The sequence below is a fragment of the Kamptonema sp. UHCC 0994 genome (assembly GCF_029167235.1).
Lineage (GTDB): Bacteria > Cyanobacteriota > Cyanobacteriia > Cyanobacteriales > Microcoleaceae > Kamptonema.
On sequence record NZ_JARFTR010000289.1, the window covers coordinates 19,749 to 37,912 of the forward strand.

An 18,164-nucleotide genomic window follows, 5' to 3' on the forward strand; every position below is an offset into this window, starting at 1 on the left:
ATGTGGCATTCTCGACTGAGCCTTCGCACCAAATTGATAGTTGCTTTTCTAGTTGTGGCGTTGATTCCACTACTTTTATTGGCATTTATCAATAAGCAAGCTACCCAAGAGATCCTAACGAGTAACGCTAATCAGTCACTATATGTAGCGGCTTATCAAACTGCCTATAACATCGATACCTTTATCGAGACTAATCTCAATACCGTGCGAGTAGAGGCAATTTTGCCTATGTTTACTAAATATTTGAGTTTAGCGCAGCCAAAAGCTGAAGGCTCTGATAAAGCTGATGCACTCTCTACACTGATTAGTCTTAGTCGCAAAGATACAAGCAATATCTATTCCTATGCTCTATTGGATGTGCAGGGGGAGAATCTTATCGATACAAATACGCCTAATATCGGTCAAGATGAATCAAAACGTGACTATTTTACAGAGGTACTCAAAACCGCTTTGCCTTATGTTTCGGCTATCCAATTTTTACCAGAACGATCTGACTTATTTGTAATTTACTTTAGCGCCCCTGTCCGCAATTCTCAGGGAACAGTAATTGGTGTGTTGCGGTATTGCTACATGGCAACAATATTACAGCAGATGGTGAATGTACAAATTGGTATTGCTGGCTCCAAATCTTTCCCATTTTTATTAGATGAAAACTATATCTATCTGGCACATGGCAGCCAACCAGAATTAATATTCAAATCTATTTTACCCCTCGATCGCGATCGCATTGAGCAACTACAAGCGGCGGGAAGATTACCCCTTGAACCGATCGCATCTCTCTCAACTAATGCACCAATTTTGAAGCAAAGCTTGGATAACGCTGCTAATCAAAAATTCTCAGTTGTATCTTTGGAAGAAACTAACTATCAACCTACTGCGATCGCAATTGCCTCAGTTAAAAATAAACCTTGGCACGTTATATTTGCTCAACCACAAGCGGTATTTCTTGCTCCTATTGAAGCTCAAACTCGCTCTGTACTAACCTTGGCAATTGCGATCGCGATCCTTGTTGTTATTAGTGCAGTGCTAATTGCTCAACTTTTAGCTAAACCACTCCTTTACTTAACCAGAATGGTCTCTCAATTCGATCGGGGTAAATTGGATATGCAGATTGAGGTTAAATCGCGCGATGAAGTCGGTCGCTTGGCTGAATCATTCAATCGCATGATCGAGCGAATGGGCAGTTATACCAAAGGATTAGCTAAGGCTAATGCACAATTGGAAGAATCCAATTACTTGCTAGAACAAAGAGTGGTAGAACGAACAGCAGACTTGAGTGCAGCTTATCAGGAAATTACATCTCTCAATCAGCAACTCAAAACAGAAAATTTGCGAATGGGTGCAGAATTAGCAGTAACTAAAAAATTACAACAGATGATTCTACCAAAAGAGGAGGAACTCAATGGTGTAGAAAAACTAGAAATCGCTGGTTTTATGGAACCTGCTGATGAAGTAGGAGGAGATTATTATGATGTTCTCCAACAAAATGGTAGAGTCAAAATTGGTATTGGCGATATCACAGGACACGGCTTAGAAAGCGGTATAATTACGATCATGGTTCAGTCGGCAGTGCGGGCTTTACTGACAAATGGTGAAACCGATCCTGTCAAATTTCTCTCGGCAATTAATCGCACGATATATGATAATATACAACGGATGAATTCTAGTAAGAATCTTTCTCTTATTCTCTTGGATTATCACGAGGGTGTTGTCTACCTTAGCGGACAACATGAAAGTGTGATTTTAGTGCGTTCTAGTGGTGAAGTAGAAGAGATTGATACGGAAAATTTAGGGTTCCCGATTGGTTTAATAGAGAATATTAGTGACTTAATTTTTACAGCTAAATTGGAATTGAAATCAGGGGATGTTCTAGTTCTTTATACTGATGGTATTACTGAAGCAGAGAATGAGAAAAAGAAACTGTATGGATTAGAAAAATTGCTCGAAGTGGTTAGTCAAAATTACTATAAATCTGCCAAAGAGATTCGTAATGTTGTGATTGAGGATGTGCGCTCGCATATTGGCTCTCGTAAAATATTTGATGATATTACTTTGGTAGTATTGAAGCAGAAATAGAGTTTTCTGCTAAAATTAGAAGAATCTGTAAGGAGGTAATAGCAATGCTGATGAAGCTAAATAAGTTACTTGACGAACAAGCGCTGCAACGCCAAGATCCTGAAGATCGCTACATCACGGATCGCATCAACTGGGAGCAATATGAGACAATGCTCGCCAAGATCGGAGACGCTGCCGGATATCGAGTTACTTATTTAGATGGAGTTTTAGAAATTATGGCACCTTCTCGCCGTCCTGAAAGTGGAAAAACTCGCATTGGCGATCTTCTACTCATTTACTTTGTAGAAGCTGATATCAATTATTTTCCTTTTGGTTCTACAACTCTGCGACAAGAGGAGAAAAGTAGCGGTATTGAACCTGACGAAGCTTACTGTATTGGCACTGACAAAGAATTTCCCGATCTGGCAATTGAAGTTACTATTACCAGCGGGGGTATCAATAAACTGGAGGTGTACAGAAGGTTAAACGTGCGAGAAGTTTGGTTCTGGCAAAATCAACGTTTTTCTCTCTACTATTTGCAAGAAGAAACTCCAGTTCAATTTGTGCAAGCCTGCGGTTATGAACTAATTCAGAAAAGCGAGGTGCTTCCCGATCTCGATATTGAACTGTTGACGGAATGTATGAAAAATCCTAACTCGCTAGCGGCTGTAAAAGAATTTCGGCAAGGTTGGCGATCGCAACTCTAATCGTAACTACAAAATCACAAATAACCTAAAATCGCTGACCGGTACCGAAGAGAACTCTCACGCCGCCGCGATCGCTAACCCCGATATCTAAGCGAATTAACCCAAAAGGCGATCGCACTCGCACTCCTACCCCAGCCGCAGCCCCCGTCCCCGGTTTGTCCCGGACAATGGCTGGTTCTCCCAATACGCTGTCGCCAGAACCTAAATCTGAGGCAAAATCGACAAATATCACGCCACCGATATTACTCCTGATGGGAAAGCGATATTCGCCGGAGGCTAAAAAGTAGCTGCGGCCAGTACCAAGAGCTCCCGATGTGTAAGCCCGCACAGAACTACTACCGCCGAGACGGAAAGCTTCTGCGGGAGGGAAGTCGCCGATGATAGTACCGGCTTGCAAGTTAAAGGCAAACATTTCGGGTAAAGCTTTGGGATCGTTTCTACCTATCCATTGTATAGGCACGTATTGTATGTAGTTAGCCAACAGCCTATTCATAGTGATATTCCCCCGCCCTAGAGGAATTGACTGTTCTGTACTGAGACTAAGAATCGAGCCGCTAGTAGGGTTGAAGGGATTATTCCGCCAGTCGCGGGTGAAGCCCAAAGATACAGTATATAATTCGTCAACGCCAGTACCGCTAAAAGTGAGAGGATTTCCTTCTTCGTCCCGTCGGGCAATCCTCAAATTGCGATCGCGCGTGCTGATGCTGGTATAGTTCAATCCTAGAGTCCCCTGCCAATCGCCAATCGGTCGGGTGAAATTGACATTTCCACCCATCCTGATTTCCCGGACTTTGTTGTCGTCGGGCAAATTGACATCTTTATCGAAAATGTCGGAACTCCGGCGATCGCGAAAAGTTCCGAAACTGTAACCCAAACGGTTTTCGCTGGCAAGATAGGGGCTTGTAAACCGCAAATCGTACTCAAAGTCTCGGAGACTAGGCTGGACAAGTACCGATACCCGCTGACTGCGGCCGAGTATTTGCCGAACTCCCAAAATTACAAACACCCCAAGGTCATCGCTGTAGCCGCCGCCAAAGTTAAAACTGCGAGGCTGACCTTCGGTGACGTTGTAGATGACATTGACATCAGTGCCGACTTGTTCTGTGGAAACTGTAACCTTGGAAAATAAAGCCAATTGCCGCAACTGTTGTAAATCACGGCGGACTGCTGCTTGACTATAATTATCTCCAGCTTTGAGTTGAATCTCGCTGCGGATGAAATCTTCTGAGATTCGCCCCTGAATTGGGTTGCCTTCTTTATCTACGGCTTCGCCTTTGGAGTTAACGAATCTAACTTTTACATCTCTGACATAAGCGCCCTCTACATCTTGGGTCACTTCCTCCCCTTGACTCATTTGTACGCTACCGCCGAGTTCTTGGGCGCTGTTTAAGGGTTGGGCGCTTTGGCTGGTGGTGAGTGAGGGCATCGGACTGACGATGCTTTGGGTCGGCGTAGCGATCGCGGATTTAAAATCTTTAGGGAGAGCTTTTTTTGCTGATACTGTCACCGTCTCTACAGTATCATTCTCGATCGGTCTAGGCGAATAGCCAAGGCCTGGCGAATAGAATTCGCGGCTACACAAACCAAGTCCGCCTTCGCGGACTGAAGACCCATCAAGAATTTTACAACCCGCGAAGGCGGGTTTTGTTTGTATAGACGCGGTTTCAACCGCCCGGTTTTTAATTTTTGGTTCGGGGGCTGAAGATTCAGCGATCGCTAAACCTGCATTGGTCAACCCGCCTCCGACCAAGGTTGCTAAACTCAAAACTATAACTTTTGGAATACGCATAGAAACTAGATTTAAGCCACTTCCAAGGAATATTAGCGAAAATCTGCCAAAAAGCCTATGCCTCTAAAGTGAGAAGCGATCGCGTAAATTTTGGAGATCGCGATCGCCCAGAAAAAAATTCACCAGCTAAATAGCCTGTCGAGACACCCGCTTCTCAAAATGAGCTTGAGTCTGTTGCAACAGATGTTCGCGGCTATCTTTAGCCTGTGTAATATTCGGGACTAAGTTACGAGCCTGTAAAGTCATGTGAAGCTGTAGATGAGCTACGTACTCACTGACATCTTCACGCAATGAGCAAGCCGGATATTCTGTCAACTGCGAGTTCAAAGTGTTCTCCTTCCCTTATGCTGCGTCGTTTTCAGACCACCATTGAAGGTATCACAGGACTCTTGTTATGTTTCTAGTTTGCAATAAAGTTTAATCTTTGGCAGTGTTTATCGTTACAATTATTTACATTATCTGACATTAGACCAAAATATAAGGCGATCGCAGGCATCGCCAGTGTCGGTATTGCCCCAGAATATCGTGGCACAGGAGCCGCCGCCTATGGACGCTGATTGCAGACCATCGCTCCCAAATCAAAAAAGTAATCTGGCGCAGTTCAATTGTCGATCCATTCCTATTGTTACTTTCAGAACAAACCGCTCGTATCCGTAGCTTAGAACGCTGGATGGCACGAATTATTAATGTCAGTCTCGCACTAGAAAAACGTGGTTATCCACAGGGAATAGAAACCGAATTGCACCTAAAAGTTTGCGACTCCTTGCTAACTGAAAATAACGGAAATTTCATCTTAAGCGTATCTGGAGGTCGAGGTGAAATTACTAGAGGCGGTCGCAGCGACTTGCAGCTAGACGTGGGTGGACTCGCATCTCTTTACACAGGATTATTTACACCTCATCAACTACAACTTACAGATCGTTTACAATCTACAGATGATGCACTCAATTTAGCTACTCTGATATTTGCTGGCCCTCAACCTTGGCTACCGGATTTCTTTTAAACAAATGTTCGTAGCAAGCGGTTTAAGGATTTTTTCAATACTACTTACGCACCACGCTTCGTAACGCCGCCTTCTAGGCGGTATCCTTACCGCCTAGAAGGCGGCGTTACAGATACTTTTGCGCAAGCCCTCACTGCAAATCAAGCTATTCACAGTAAAGATTTGTGATTAAAGATACCGTTCGATCCAGCCAAACAACTGAAAATATTTTTTCAGGATATCATTGTACAAAATGTTTAACAGGGTAAAAACATATTACATTATTATGAACCATAAAAACTTATGGCATTTAGAACTGTTACTTATGTTAGAATTTACTAAATACTTTAATTTAGACGACATCTGGGCTGTCCGCAAAATTAGTGCGGCTGTTGTTAATATTAGCGGTCGGCAGCGGATGCTCTCTCAGCGAACAGCCTTTCTATCTTTACAATTAGTCTGTTCTCAAGTTGCAACTGAGCGGGTAAATCTACGTGCGCACTTGCTAGATGCCATTAATCTTATGGAAAAGTCACACAGCGGCTTAATTAACGGCGATCGCAGCATGAATTTACCAGGTCAGACTTCAAAGGAAGTCACAGCCATGTATTTTCAATCACCTTTGAATTTAGACAAACAAGTACGCGATTATATTGCTGAGGTCAGAGCTTTAGTACAATCCCCAGATGCAGAATTGGAGCAAAATAATCCCCATTTAAACTACATTACTACGACCGCTTATAGTCAGTTATTAGAGGCCTTAGATGCAGTCGTCACTCAATATCAACAGGAGAGTGAAGCCGAACTATTGGAAATGGATCTCAAGCACCTCAAACTCTATCAAGAAACTTGTGCGGCAGCTACTCAAGCGGAAGATCAAGCTGCTGAACTTGAGAAAGCACTGATCGAACTCAAACAAGCTCAAGCCAAACTATTACACAGCGAAAAAATGTCTTCACTGGGGCAATTAGTCGCCAGCGTCGCCCACGAAATTAATAACCCCGTCAGCTTTATTTATGGGAACCTTAGCCATGCCGAAGTTTATACCCAAGATTTGCTCCATTTGCTAAATCTCTATCACGAATATTATCCCAAGCCTATTTCGGAAATCCAAGATCACATCCAAAATATTGACCTAGATTTTCTAATTGAAGACTTACCAAAAGTCCTATGTTCTATGCAAATTGGAGCCGATAGGATTCGGCAGATTGTAATGTCTTTGCGTAATTTTTCACGCACAGATGATACTGAAATGAAGCAAGTAGATTTGCACGAAGGGATTGATACTACCTTGTTAATTTTACAAAATCGTCTGAGGGCTCACCCGAAACGCCCAACGATTGAAATAGTTAAAGATTATGCCGATTTGCCAATGGTTACTTGCTATGCAGGACAGCTAAATCAAGTGTTTATGAATATTCTTAGCAATGCCATTGATGCTTTGGAAGAAGGAATGGGAAATCGGGAAGAAATAGCAGGGGAAATTTTGCCGACAATTCGGATTCGTACTGAAGTTACGCATCCCGATTATGTGACAGTACGAATTTCTGATAATGGGCCTGGAATACCTCTAGAAGTTAAATCGCGGGTATTTGACCAGTTTTTTACAACAAAGCAGGTAGGAAAAGGGACTGGATTAGGATTGTCTATTAGTCGTAAAATTTTAGTAGAAAATCATCAAGGATCGATCCGCTGCGAGTCGCAACCGGGAGAGGGAACGGAGTTCTGGATCGAAATTCCAGTACAGTCAACTCAGGAACAATCGGCTGTTAAGCAAAAATCTAAGGCCCTGAACAGTTAACAGTTAACAGTTAACAGTTAACAGTTAACTGTTAACAGTATCCAAATGAGTGCATCAGGTCGCAATGCTTTGTTTACTCAAGACCCCGATGGTAACATAATTGAACTCAGCGAATAATGAAAATAATTGCTTATTCTTATAGCGATCCTCTACTTGAAATAGCACCGCCAGCATCAATTTGGGAAAGGGAAGTCGATCGCATCTATCAAGATTTAGGGGGACGCGAACAACTGCAACAACTCTTAAAAGACTGCCAATCGGAACCCCCAGAATATCTATTAATTCAGCGCGTGGAAGAACTGGGCGATACTGTGCAGCAAGTCTGCGATCGGCTCTCTCAAATTGAAGCTCTCGGTATTCAGTTAATTATAGAGGGAAAAACAGCTAATAGTCAAGTTTCAACTATTACGGATTTACTCAAATTACTTAACGAAATTCAACAGAGTCAACACAGCCGCAGCATTCGCAAAGGACACGCTAGAAACCGGATCAAAGCTCTTCCACCTCCCGGAAAAGCGCCCTACGGATATCGGCGCGGAAAAGACCGCTATACTGTCGATCGCAGTGCTGCACCAGCCGTTAAAGACTTTTTTGAACACTTTTTGCTCTATGGTTCCTTGCGGGGTTCTGTTCGTTATTTAGCCAAGAAATACGGTAAGAAAATCTCTGTCAGTACAGGTCGCCGCTGGCTGACAAATCCCGTCTACCGAGGCGATTTAGAATATCAAAACGACCAGGTAATTTCTAATACTCATATTCCGATTATTTCCAGAGAAGAAGCGGCTCAAATAGACCGCCTTCTGCGCCGCAATCAGAGGCTCCCTCCCCGCACTGCTAGCGCCCCGCGTTCCTTGGCGGGTTTAGTAGTTTGTAAAGAGTGCGATTCATCAATGACAGTTGCTAAAGTTACATCCCATCGCAAAGACCAAGAATATCTTTATTTGCGGCCGATTAGCTGTCCCCAAAAACCTAAGTGCAAAGCCTTATCTTATGAGAAGATATTATCACAAACTATTGAGGTAATTTGTCGAGACTTGCCCCTGGCTGTGGCAGAATTAACAATGCCAGATATGGAGGGAATTAAAGGAGGAATTGTGAGCGAGATCGCAGCTAAGCAAGAAATTATCGATCGATTACCTATTTTGACTGAAGAGGGGATTTTAGATGTAGAAACCGCAGAATTGCGAAGTTATAAACTGCGTACAGAAATTTCCGAACTGCAAAGCAAACTCGCACAGCTTCCGCCTGTCAATTTGCGCTCAATTGCTCAAGCTGTTTCTCTACCGCAATTCTGGCTAGATTTGTCAGAATCAGAGCGCCGATTCTACTTTCGAGAATTTATTAGTCAAATCGAAATTCTTCGTCAGGATACAAGCTGGCAGATTCAAATGGTCTTTATTTTTTGAGGGTGGGAATAACGGTCTGGAGTATACTGCGACTAAGTTACATCTTGTGTATAACTCTCAGGAGTAAGTGTTGGAGTTCTCATTTTCCTGGCGAAAATCTGAGTAGCATCCTCTAGGGTAACTTCGAGAATCAACTCATTTAATGATAGGATAATGTAAGAGTGCAAAGCGTGGATAAAGATAACGATGCCTAGCATCTCTAAAACCTCCTCAATAGTCGCTAAGATTTTGTAGATTACGCTCTCTATCCCATTCACAGAAGCCTCGTATCCCCCAAGTAATTCCATACCCAAGGCTCCTCCAACGTAGACAACGCCTGCCATCAAAAATAACTTTCTGAACTTGATAGGAAGGTGAGCAATAAATTTCAGATAATACAATCCGAATATCGCTAAAAAAATGGCGGCGGGAACAACCCATGTAAATAAAAGAAAGCCGCTGGCGTTAAGTAAAGATTGCATCGGCTCAATTAATTTCTCGTGTAATTGTTTGGCTTCGTCCACACAGAGATAAAAAAATATAGCCGATAAAATCATCCAGTGGCGCGTATATCGAGCTTTTTCTAAATTTTTAGCATAAGCGATCGCGCCTAGTAAGATTGCACAAAATAGCAATGCAGAAGCCGAGTAAAGCGTAGGAATATTACGTTCACTATCTAAATTGAATGCGTTTGCAAAGTAAGTTATAAACGGGTGTTCGGGTAGGAAATAAAGCATCAATTGCCCAACAATGGAGAGTAAAGCAAGACCTAAGATTACCTGGATCAGGAAGCGGCTAACTGTCCAGGGAGAGAGAGAAAGGGTAAATTTCATGAACCTAATTTTTAACTTTTACTTAAACTTTGGTTCACACCCAGGGCAGAGTAATTGAAGATTTGGCTAAGCTTGCTTTGAGCTAAATCTAAGCTAACTCAACATACAAGCAAATTTTTTGCCCTCAGCTATAACGATGGCGAGTGAACTTGGTTAAATTTAGCTTAACGGTAAGTTAAATTTTTGGTTATATATCTTTAGGTGGAAAAAGAGCGGAAGAAAATATGAGATTTTTCTATTGTCTCTCTTCCTTTTGGGAGAGCTCCAGTACGATAACCCTATCTGTGGATGGTGGTGACACGCGGACAGGTTCAGCGCCGCATTGAAACACTTCAGTTGCAATGTTTTTCTACAAGAAAGAAATTGTCTCAGGTGGAAGATGGGGGTGTGTCGCCACGAATTCACCTGATGGAGAACCGCTTTGAGGCGTTGCGATCGGCTTTAGCGATCGTTCAAGCTAAGATTATTTAATGTAGAGTTTTTTATCGGTATCCAAATCTGAGTTTGTATCTACTCTAACTGCAACCATTCCCTCGCTCTTGCTAATAATTGGTTTAAGTTTTCTATCGGCCATAATCTAACTACACCGTCACCATAACCGGCGGCTAAATACTTACCATCTGGGCTAAAAGAGACACTCAATACCGGACTTTTGATTTCAATAAATTGCATCCCATCCTGATAGCCAATGAAATCTGCAATTAAATTACCTGATAAATCCCACAGTTTCGCCGTATTGTCGGCTGAACCCGTAGCTAGATATTTGCCATCGCGACTAAAACTCAATGCAGACAAATCGCCCTTCAACAATCACAACCCACACCCATCAACCGCTCCGCTCCGATGCTAACTTTCATCATCATATTTGCGATCGCACTCACCATTGCCCTAATCCTCAATTAAAAACCGACACAAATCAAAAACCCCCTTAAAAAAGGGGGTTGACACTCTCTCCTAATTCCTCACTAAATCACCCTGAAATCTTCCGCACCCAAAGTATTAGCCCCAACTCCATTAACAGTAGCCAACACTTGACCCGTGCTAGCAAAACTGATTGTAGTCACACTACTACCAGAAGAAATATTAAGCTGATCGAAAGTCAAACCTCCCGCTAATCCTATCGAATCTTGACCTTTTTGAAAGTCAGTAATTACATCATTCCCCTGATCCGGTGAGAAAATAAAAACATCATTCCCACTCCCACCAATCAGAGTATCATTGCCCAAATCGCCGCTCAGAGTATCATTACCAGTGCAACCGTAGACGCTATCATTTCCCTTACCGCCATAGACAGTATCATCACCAGCAGAACCATCGACAGCATCATCATTATTGTTGCCAAAAAGTAGATCGCTACCCTCTCCGCCGCAAAGAGTGTCATTGTCTTTGCCTGCATAAACGGTATCGTTGTCACTGCCACCAAAGATTAAATCTGCACCTTCATTAGCAAATACTAAATCATTGCCGTTGCCGCCATCTATGGTGTCATCTCCTAAGTTGCCGTAAATCAGATCGTCGTCATCTTCTCCTAATAAGATGTCATTGTCTTTGCCTCCAAAAATAGTCTGAGTACCTGCACCACCAAAAACTGTGTCATTACCTAAATCTCCTCGCAGGAAATCGTTACCTCCACCGCCGATCGCAACGTCATTGTCTTTACCTGCATAAACGGTGTCGTTACCAATCCCAGCGTCTAAGTAGTCAGCACCTTCATTTCCAAACAATACGTCGTTACCGTTGCTCCCAAATAAGTTGTCATTGCTACTAAAGCCGTAAACAACATCGTTACCGCTACCAGCATTGATGGCATCGTTGGCAGAGGTTCCTATTAAGGTTTCATCGGCGACAGTACCCTCAATAGTGTTTTGAACTGGGTTGGGAATAAAGCTGCTACTGCTGAGTGCGGGACTGCTGAATTGATCGCAAAGGCAAGTCTCTGTGCCTGGATTTGGTGTAGGTGTAGGTGTAGGTGTGCCTGTTGGCGTTGGTGTAGGCGTGCCTGTTGGTGTTGGCGTTGGCGTGGGTGTACCCGTTGGCGTTGGCGTTGGTGTCCCTGTTGGCGTAGGTGTAGGTGTGCCTGTAGGTGTAGGCGTAGGTGTGCCTGTAGGCGTTGGCGTAGGTGTGCCTGTAGGCGTTGGTGTTGGTGTCCCCGTAGGCGTTGGCGTGGGTGTTGGTGTCCCCGTAGGTGTTGGTGTTGGGGTTGGTGTAGGTGTTGGTGTCCCCGTAGGTGTAGGCGTTGGTGTAGGCGTTGGCGTTGGCGCTGGCGTTGGCGTTGGCGTTGGTGTAGGGGTTGGCGTTGCAGCAACAACAGTACCCGCGATCGCAAAATTAAACGGATTTTCGTTGCTATCGTTGTTAGTAAACGAAATTTGACCCGTAGGAGTGCCTGCAACGCCAGCATCGAGCCGAATTTGCAAAGTTGCCGAACCCAACGCCGCTACGCTAGTCGGGGGGGTTCCCACTACAGAAAAACCCGCAGGCAATTGGATCGCACCCAAATTGAGAGCAGCATTACCAAGATTCTTGATAGTAAAGGATTTCGCGATCGGAGTGCCCACAGGAGTGCTGCCAAAACTCAGGGGTACGGTTGTGTTGTCAACGATATCCGTTGAACTATCTAGTACCTGAATTTCCGGGATTGCACCAGGAAATTCATAAGCGCCGATATCTGCGATCGCACTCCCATTACTATCACCATCTTGGGGCCGAATGCCGCCAGTTTGGTCAGTGGTGGGTGCTCCGGCATTAATTCCGGCATCAATTGCCGCACTTCCTGTTAGTAATGCCACCGTTAGCAAACCACCACCATTATCTTGCAAAGGGCCAAGTTTAGGGTCAGCTTGTATGACACTAGCCGTGATATTGGCATTATTGAAATTATTGGTAATCGCAGGCCACTGTAAATTACCACCGCCATCAGTAAAGTAAGGTGCTGGATTTGCTACAAATCCTTGTCCATCTGAGGCATTCTGTTTATTGCCAAAACCATTATTAGCCGTATTATTGGCAACAATCGTATTAGCAAGCGTGACATTAGTGCCACCCACAATCCCGCCGCCTTCACTGCCCGCTTGGTTAGCAGCAATTGTTGTATTTACAATCTTCTGAGCGCTAGTAGTAGTGAATAGCAATCCGCCGCCTGAACCACTAGCAGTATTACCTGGATCTACCGCTTTATTGCCCACAAAGGTACTATTAGTAATCGTACCTGGAGATGTTTCGCCCACCCACAAACCGCCACCCTGATCCTCTGCAACATTATTAGCAAAGGTAGTATTGTTGATAGTGTAGGCAGTATTTCCAATTCGGATTCCGCCACCTAAAGCGTCTCCAGTGGAGCCTTTTGTCACCTGATTATTTACGATTGTGCTGCCTTCAAGCACTAAATTATCAGGAGGATAGGCAAACAAAAATATTGCCCCGCCTTGTCCTTTTCCTTTATTGCCATCAAACCGACTGTTGCGAATAGCAATAGTACCGCCGACAGATCCCGGAGTAAAACCAGGCCCGGAAGCATTGGCTCCATCGGTGTAAATTGCACCGCCATAACCATTAGTATTTGCACCAGTGCCAGCGGTTGTATCGTTATTAGTGAAAGTTGAGTTGTCTACTGTTAAACTACCCAAAAGAGTATTGATTGCTCCACCGTTAGTACCTTTATTGTTAGTAAAAGTGGAGCCTTGTACTGTCAAAGAACCTGCACTTTTAGTTGCGATCGCACCGCCACCACGCTCAGTATTAGCAGCTAAAGAGCCGTTATTGCCGTTGAATCGAGAGTTAATTACAGTAGTAGTACCTTGAAATCCTGCATAGATACCACCACCGAAACCAGCGACGTTATTGTTAACTTGGCAATTGTCTAAAATTAAAGTGCTACTATTGCCAGTTAAGATGCCGCCGCCCGCGCTAGTCGCCTCATTGTTAGGGTCATTGCCAGGAGTTTTACCATTAGCAATTATTAGGTTGCGGAGAGTAAGACTTGTGCTAGCTCCCGTTTGGATTACCCGCGAAGTGTTATTCCCACTGATGGTTAAATTTGCAGCAGCAGCACCGTCTATAATCAGGTTTTTGTTGATGGCAAGTTCGCCCGTTGTGAGGGTAATCGTTTGATTGGCTAGAGTGGCAGCAAACTGAATTGTATCTCCCGCAGTAGCCGAGGCGATCGCAGCTCTTAAAGAACCAGGCCCGCTATCATTATTATTGGTAACGGTAATGGTTGCCAAAACATCTTTGTAAGCTGCCATTACTTGCGGTGTAAGGGCTAGAGGGGCTTCAATATCTCCCTTGGTAAACTCTAAATTCCAGTCACCATCTAAAGCTGCACTACCTGTTTTATCAGTAGATGCCGCAATATCAGCCCCAGTTAATTGACTGAATTGCTCAACAAAATTAGCACCGTCACCTGCGGCAACATCGCAACCGTAAAGCATGATATCTGCTCGGTCGCTCAGTGCATATTTCCACTGTTTTAATTGCTCTTGATACTCTGATAAAGTATTGGAGTTAAGAACAGCAGAACCGAGTTGCAGACTGCCTGGACTTCCGTGAGAAAAAATGTGAATTTGGTCAATGGATTCTCCCGCAGTAGCAAATTTTTCTAATGCAGAAGTAATTTGTTCAATGCCGTTGCGATTCCGATCTAAAAAGATGACTTCTGCACCTGGAATCACCCCAGCAGCGAGAGTTGAAGAGTCATCTATACCAGAGTCAATGAAGACAAGAGATTTAGATTGATTTTGTTGAAAGGCAGACAGTGAAGTTGCCGGAGTCAAAGTTGCATTCATTTCGCATACTCCTGAAGGGTTTGTACTGGTAGATACGCCCCCGGAGTCGCTTTAGTGTTAGCAGTTAACAGTTAACAGTTAACTGTTAACTGTTAATAAAGATCGAGTAGTAGACAGCATTAAACGTAGGGTGGGCGCTCGCCGCAAAAAGCCGATCAATCGTAGCTATAAATGTTTTGCGGCGAGCGCCCACCTTACAAATTATAGCATTTATTTATGCCCACCTACTTCAGTCCTAACTATAACAAATTTGGGAAAACTATCGCCTCAGTGAAATCCTCAGATTTGAGTGAACTCGATGATACACGCTGAAGAGTAGCTAATAGTTGATCAGTGCTGGCAAGGCTAATTAAAGTTTCGCTGTTGCTAGCGGTGATGCTAAGCTGAGCAAAAGTAAGTCCGCCTGCTAACCCTATCAAATCTTGACCTTTTTCAAAATCAACAATTGTGTCATTTCCCTGACCAGATGCTAACACAAATGTATTCCTGCCAGTGCTGCCAATTAAAGTATCATCCCCAATTTCTCCGATCAGAAAATCATTACCACCGCCGCCCGTCAAAATATCATTTCCTGCGCCGCCGTAGAGAGTATCATTGTCTGTGCATCCATCCATAACATCATTACCATCTCCGCCGTATAAAATGTCACTGCCACCGCCACCGCAGAGAGTGTCATCACCGCTATCGCCAGAGACGAAATCATTACCATCTTCACCCTTAATAATGTCATTATCGTTGCCCCCAAAAATGGCATCATCCCCAAAACCTGCATCTATAAAATCTGCGCCGTCGTTGCCAGTCGCGCTATCGTTGCCAAACCCACCAATGAGCGTGTCATCTCCGCTATCACCTAATAGTTTATCGTTGCCATTTTCACCTAAGATAATGTCATTATCTTTGCCTCCAAAAATTAAATCGTCGCCGTTGCCACCTTCAATAAAATCATCGCCGAAATTTGCAGTTATCCAATCATTGCCGTCGCCACCAAGGAGGGTATCTGCTCCCAAATCCCCCAAGAGAGTATCATTGCCGTTGCCGCCTAAAACAGCATCATTGTCTTTGCCTGCAAAAATGAGATCGTTATCGTCGCCGCCGTCGATGAAGTCAGCACCCTCATTACCTAATAGGAAGTCGTTACCATTTTCGCCATAAATGTTGTCGTTATTACTCATGCCAATTAAGGTGTCGCTACCGCCAAAACCTGCGATCGCGTCGCTGTCAGATCCACCAACTAGGAAGTCATCAAAGGCAGTGCCGCTGAGGGTTTTGTCGGCGATTTTGGGGATAATCTTGCCGCTACTAAAATCAGGAGTCGGGAAGCGATCGCACAGGCAAGCGGTGTCTTCTTTTGGACTCGGCGCAGGCGCAGGTGCAAACACAGGTATAGGTGCAGGTGTAGGCGTTGGCGTTAAGGTTGGTGTTGGTGTTGGTGTAGGCGTTGGTGTTGGCGTTGGCGTTGAGGTTGGCGTTGGCGTTGGTGTTGGCGTGGGGACTGGTGTAAGGGAAAACTCGTAAGCGCCGATATCTGCGATCGCACTCCCATTACTATCACCATCTTGAGGCCGAGTTGCACCACGCTGATCCGTTGCAGGCGCATCTGCATTTTTACCCGCATCAATTGCCGCACTTCCTGTTAGCAATGCCACCGTCTGTAAACCACCACCATTCTCTTGTAATGGGCCCAGTTTTGGGTCAGCTTGCAAGACATTAGCTGTAATATTGGCATTATTAAAGTTATTGGTAATTGCCGGCCACTGTAAATTCCCGCCACCATCAGTAAAATAAGGTGATGGATTCTCGGAAAACCCTTTTCCATCCGAGGCATTTTGCTTGTTATTAAACTCATTATTTGCCGTATTATTGGCAACTATTGTATTAGTCAGCGTGATATTTGTGCTGCCAACAATTCCCCCTCCTTCGCCTCCAGCTTTATTCCCAGCAATCGTTGTATTTACAATTTTCTGATCGCTAGTAGTTCCGAAGAATAACCCGCCTCCTAAACCACTGGTATTACTTGATGAAGCTACTGCTTGATTGCCAAAAAAGGTACTATTAGTAATCGTACCTGGAGATTCTTCTCCTACCCATAAACCACCGCCCTGAGCCTCAGCTAGATTGTTAGCAAATGTAGTATTAGTGATAGTATAAGCACCGTTACCAATCCGTACTCCGCCACCAAAAGCATCGTTTCCAGAACCTTTGATCGCCTCGTTGTTGATAATTGTACTGTCTGCGATCGCCACATTATCGGGGGGATAGACAAACAGAAACATTGCCCCCCCTTGTCCTTTTGCTTTATTCCCCTCAAACCGACTGTTGCTAATATTAATTGTCCCACCCACAGGCCCATGCTGAAAATCCGGCCCAGAAGCATTGGCTCCATCGGTATAAATTGCACCGCCATAACCATTAGTATTTACACCACTACCAGCCGTTGTATCGTTATTAGTGAAAGTAGAATTTTCTACCGTTAGAGTCCCTAAAAGACTATTAATTGCACCGCCGTTACTACCTTTATTATTAGTAAAAGTAGAGCCTTGTACTGTCAGAGAACCTGCACTTTTAGTTGCGATTGCACCCCCACCTCGTTCTTGTTTTCCTAGGGAGCCATCATTCCCGTCAAATTTACTGTTAATGATAGTAGTTATACTGCGAAGACCAGTATAAATTCCACCACCGCCATACCCAGCAATGTTGTTGTTAATTTGAGAATTTTCTACTCTTAAAGTGCTATTACTTCCAGTTTGAATTCCCCCACCAGAACCAGTAGCTTCGTCATTAGAATTACTGCCGACATTCCCATTAGCAATAATCAGGTTTTTGATGGTGACATTTGTGCTGCTTGCTGTTTGTATTACCCGCGAGGCTTTATTACCACTGATGGTTAAATTGGCAGCAGCAGCACCATCAAGGATTAAGTTTTTATCAATTACAAGTTGACCTGTTGTCAGAGTAATGGTTTGGTTAGCAAGGCTGGGATCGAAAGCAATTGTATCACCTGCCACAGCCGAGGCGATCGCAGCTCTTAAAGAACCAGTCCCGCTATCATTATTATTGCTAACTTCATTAGCTGCTAAGACACCTTTATAACTCGCTATTATCTCTGGATTTAAGCCTAAATTGGCTTCAATTTTACCTTGGTAAAACTCTAAGTTCCAGTTGCTTCCTTCCCCCGTTTTATCGGTGGATGCTGCAATATCAGCCCCAGTTAATTTGCTCAATTTCTCAACAAAATTAGCGCCTTTACCTGCTGCAACATCGCAGCCGTAAAGCATAATATCTGCTTTTTCAGATAGTAGGTTTCGCCATTTTTGCCATTGGCTTTTATACTGTTCTAAGGTATCTGAATTGAGAGAAGTATTTCCTAGCTGTAAACTACCAGAACTACCATGAGAGATAATATGAACTGCATCAATGTCTCCGTGAATAGCAGCATATTTTTGTAGTTCAGTTGTGATTTGTTCAATACCATTTTTGTTACGGTCTATGGCAATATATTCAACCCCATTAGGTACAGCGGCGGCTAGAGATTCCCAGTTATCTAAGCTGGAATCAATGAAGATAATTGAGCGAGATTGGAGATTTTGACTTGGAGATTGCGAATTGATTGATACAGATGAAATGGACATCCTGTTAACCCAGAAAAGTGTTTACTTGTAGATACACATCTGGAATAATATAGAAGAAGCAAAACGAAGAATTAAGAAGAATTTAGGTATCTTGGAGAAAATGTAAATGCAGTAAAAGTAATGATTTCAGCAATTATAGCAACCGCAAGATAATTAGCACTAATATCCGTAACGCCGCCCTCTGGGCGGTAAATTACCG

At 43.8% G+C, this 18,164-nt stretch carries 13 protein-coding genes and 1 pseudogene; 8 read left to right on the top strand and 6 right to left on the bottom strand.

Translation table 11 applies throughout. From position 1 onward, the window contains the following. The gene (locus PY364_RS25895; RefSeq protein WP_275570586.1) at positions 1–2,076 is read left to right on the top strand and encodes a SpoIIE family protein phosphatase; all 2,076 of its coding nucleotides are present in this window, start codon (positions 1–3) and stop codon (positions 2,074–2,076) included. Between the two features lie 44 nt (positions 2,077–2,120). Further along, on the top strand, positions 2,121–2,762 hold the full coding sequence (locus tag PY364_RS25900) for a Uma2 family endonuclease (protein ID WP_275570587.1): 642 nt from the start codon (positions 2,121–2,123) through the stop codon (positions 2,760–2,762). Positions 2,763–2,787: 25 nt separating this feature from the next. On the opposite strand, the gene PY364_RS25905 is transcribed toward PY364_RS25900, so the two are convergent. Further along, positions 2,788–4,551: a BamA/TamA family outer membrane protein gene (locus tag PY364_RS25905; protein ID WP_275570588.1), complete on the bottom strand. Its 1,764-nt coding sequence runs from the start codon at positions 4,549–4,551 to the stop codon at positions 2,788–2,790. Positions 4,552–4,677: 126 nt separating this feature from the next. Then, a complete protein-coding gene (locus PY364_RS25910) occupies positions 4,678–4,878 on the bottom strand; it encodes a hypothetical protein (protein WP_275570589.1) in 201 nt (66 codons plus the stop codon). A gap of 193 nt (positions 4,879–5,071) precedes the next feature. On the opposite strand from PY364_RS25910, the pseudogene PY364_RS25915 reads away from it, so the two are divergent. The 4 genes and pseudogenes from PY364_RS25915 to PY364_RS25935 form a co-directional block, all read left to right on the top strand. Further along, positions 5,072–5,221, top strand: a pseudogene (locus PY364_RS25915) (hypothetical protein); the annotation flags it as partial. Further along, positions 5,222–5,554: a sterol carrier protein domain-containing protein gene (locus PY364_RS25920; protein WP_275570590.1), complete on the top strand. Its 333-nt coding sequence runs from the start codon at positions 5,222–5,224 to the stop codon at positions 5,552–5,554. Positions 5,555–5,858: 304 nt separating this feature from the next. Further along, the gene (locus PY364_RS25925) at positions 5,859–7,334 is read left to right on the top strand and encodes an ATP-binding protein (protein ID WP_275570600.1); all 1,476 of its coding nucleotides are present in this window, start codon (positions 5,859–5,861) and stop codon (positions 7,332–7,334) included. 116 nt (positions 7,335–7,450) lie between these two features. Further along, positions 7,451–8,740 (top strand): recombinase family protein, encoded by a 1,290-nt coding sequence (locus PY364_RS25935; protein WP_275570591.1) that lies wholly within the window; start codon positions 7,451–7,453, stop codon positions 8,738–8,740. A gap of 32 nt (positions 8,741–8,772) precedes the next feature. On the opposite strand, the gene PY364_RS25940 is transcribed toward PY364_RS25935, so the two are convergent. Then, the gene (locus PY364_RS25940) at positions 8,773–9,552 is read right to left on the bottom strand and encodes a hypothetical protein (RefSeq protein ID WP_275570592.1); all 780 of its coding nucleotides are present in this window, start codon (positions 9,550–9,552) and stop codon (positions 8,773–8,775) included. Between the two features lie 294 nt (positions 9,553–9,846). Here PY364_RS25940 and PY364_RS25945 point away from each other — a divergent pair, with 294 nt between their 5' ends. Next, positions 9,847–10,023 (top strand): hypothetical protein, encoded by a 177-nt coding sequence (locus PY364_RS25945; protein ID WP_275570593.1) that lies wholly within the window; start codon positions 9,847–9,849, stop codon positions 10,021–10,023. A gap of 39 nt (positions 10,024–10,062) precedes the next feature. On the opposite strand, the gene PY364_RS25950 is transcribed toward PY364_RS25945, so the two are convergent. After that, positions 10,063–10,338 carry a hypothetical protein gene (locus PY364_RS25950; protein WP_275570594.1) on the bottom strand — a complete coding sequence of 92 codons (276 nt, stop codon included), beginning with the start codon at positions 10,336–10,338 and terminating at the stop codon, positions 10,063–10,065. Here PY364_RS25950 and PY364_RS25955 point away from each other — a divergent pair. Next, positions 10,338–10,484 carry a hypothetical protein gene (locus PY364_RS25955; RefSeq protein ID WP_275570595.1) on the top strand — a complete coding sequence of 49 codons (147 nt, stop codon included), beginning with the start codon at positions 10,338–10,340 and terminating at the stop codon, positions 10,482–10,484. The genes PY364_RS25950 and PY364_RS25955 overlap by 1 nt on opposite strands. A gap of 33 nt (positions 10,485–10,517) precedes the next feature. On the opposite strand, the gene PY364_RS25960 is transcribed toward PY364_RS25955, so the two are convergent. Both PY364_RS25960 and PY364_RS25965 read right to left on the bottom strand, forming a co-directional pair. Continuing rightward, positions 10,518–14,336 carry a DUF4347 domain-containing protein gene (locus PY364_RS25960; RefSeq protein WP_275570596.1) on the bottom strand — a complete coding sequence of 1,273 codons (3,819 nt, stop codon included), beginning with the start codon at positions 14,334–14,336 and terminating at the stop codon, positions 10,518–10,520. A gap of 239 nt (positions 14,337–14,575) precedes the next feature. Further along, the gene (locus PY364_RS25965) at positions 14,576–17,965 is read right to left on the bottom strand and encodes a DUF4347 domain-containing protein (protein ID WP_275570597.1); all 3,390 of its coding nucleotides are present in this window, start codon (positions 17,963–17,965) and stop codon (positions 14,576–14,578) included. Positions 17,966–18,164 lie beyond the last annotated feature (199 nt).

Coding starts and splice junctions, on each gene's coding strand:
- PY364_RS25895 (WP_275570586.1), top strand. CDS start 1: ATGTGGCATTCTCGACTGAGCCTTCGCACCAAATTGATAGTTGCTTTT.
- PY364_RS25900 (WP_275570587.1), top strand. CDS start 2,121: ATGCTGATGAAGCTAAATAAGTTACTTGACGAACAAGCGCTGCAACGC.
- PY364_RS25905 (WP_275570588.1), bottom strand. CDS start 4,551: ATGCGTATTCCAAAAGTTATAGTTTTGAGTTTAGCAACCTTGGTCGGA.
- PY364_RS25920 (WP_275570590.1), top strand. CDS start 5,222: ATGGCACGAATTATTAATGTCAGTCTCGCACTAGAAAAACGTGGTTAT.
- PY364_RS25925 (WP_275570600.1), top strand. CDS start 5,859: ATGTTAGAATTTACTAAATACTTTAATTTAGACGACATCTGGGCTGTC.
- PY364_RS25935 (WP_275570591.1), top strand. CDS start 7,451: ATGAAAATAATTGCTTATTCTTATAGCGATCCTCTACTTGAAATAGCA.
- PY364_RS25940 (WP_275570592.1), bottom strand. CDS start 9,552: ATGAAATTTACCCTTTCTCTCTCTCCCTGGACAGTTAGCCGCTTCCTG.
- PY364_RS25955 (WP_275570595.1), top strand. CDS start 10,338: ATGCAGACAAATCGCCCTTCAACAATCACAACCCACACCCATCAACCG.
- PY364_RS25960 (WP_275570596.1), bottom strand. CDS start 14,336: ATGAATGCAACTTTGACTCCGGCAACTTCACTGTCTGCCTTTCAACAA.
- PY364_RS25965 (WP_275570597.1), bottom strand. CDS start 17,965: ATGTCCATTTCATCTGTATCAATCAATTCGCAATCTCCAAGTCAAAAT.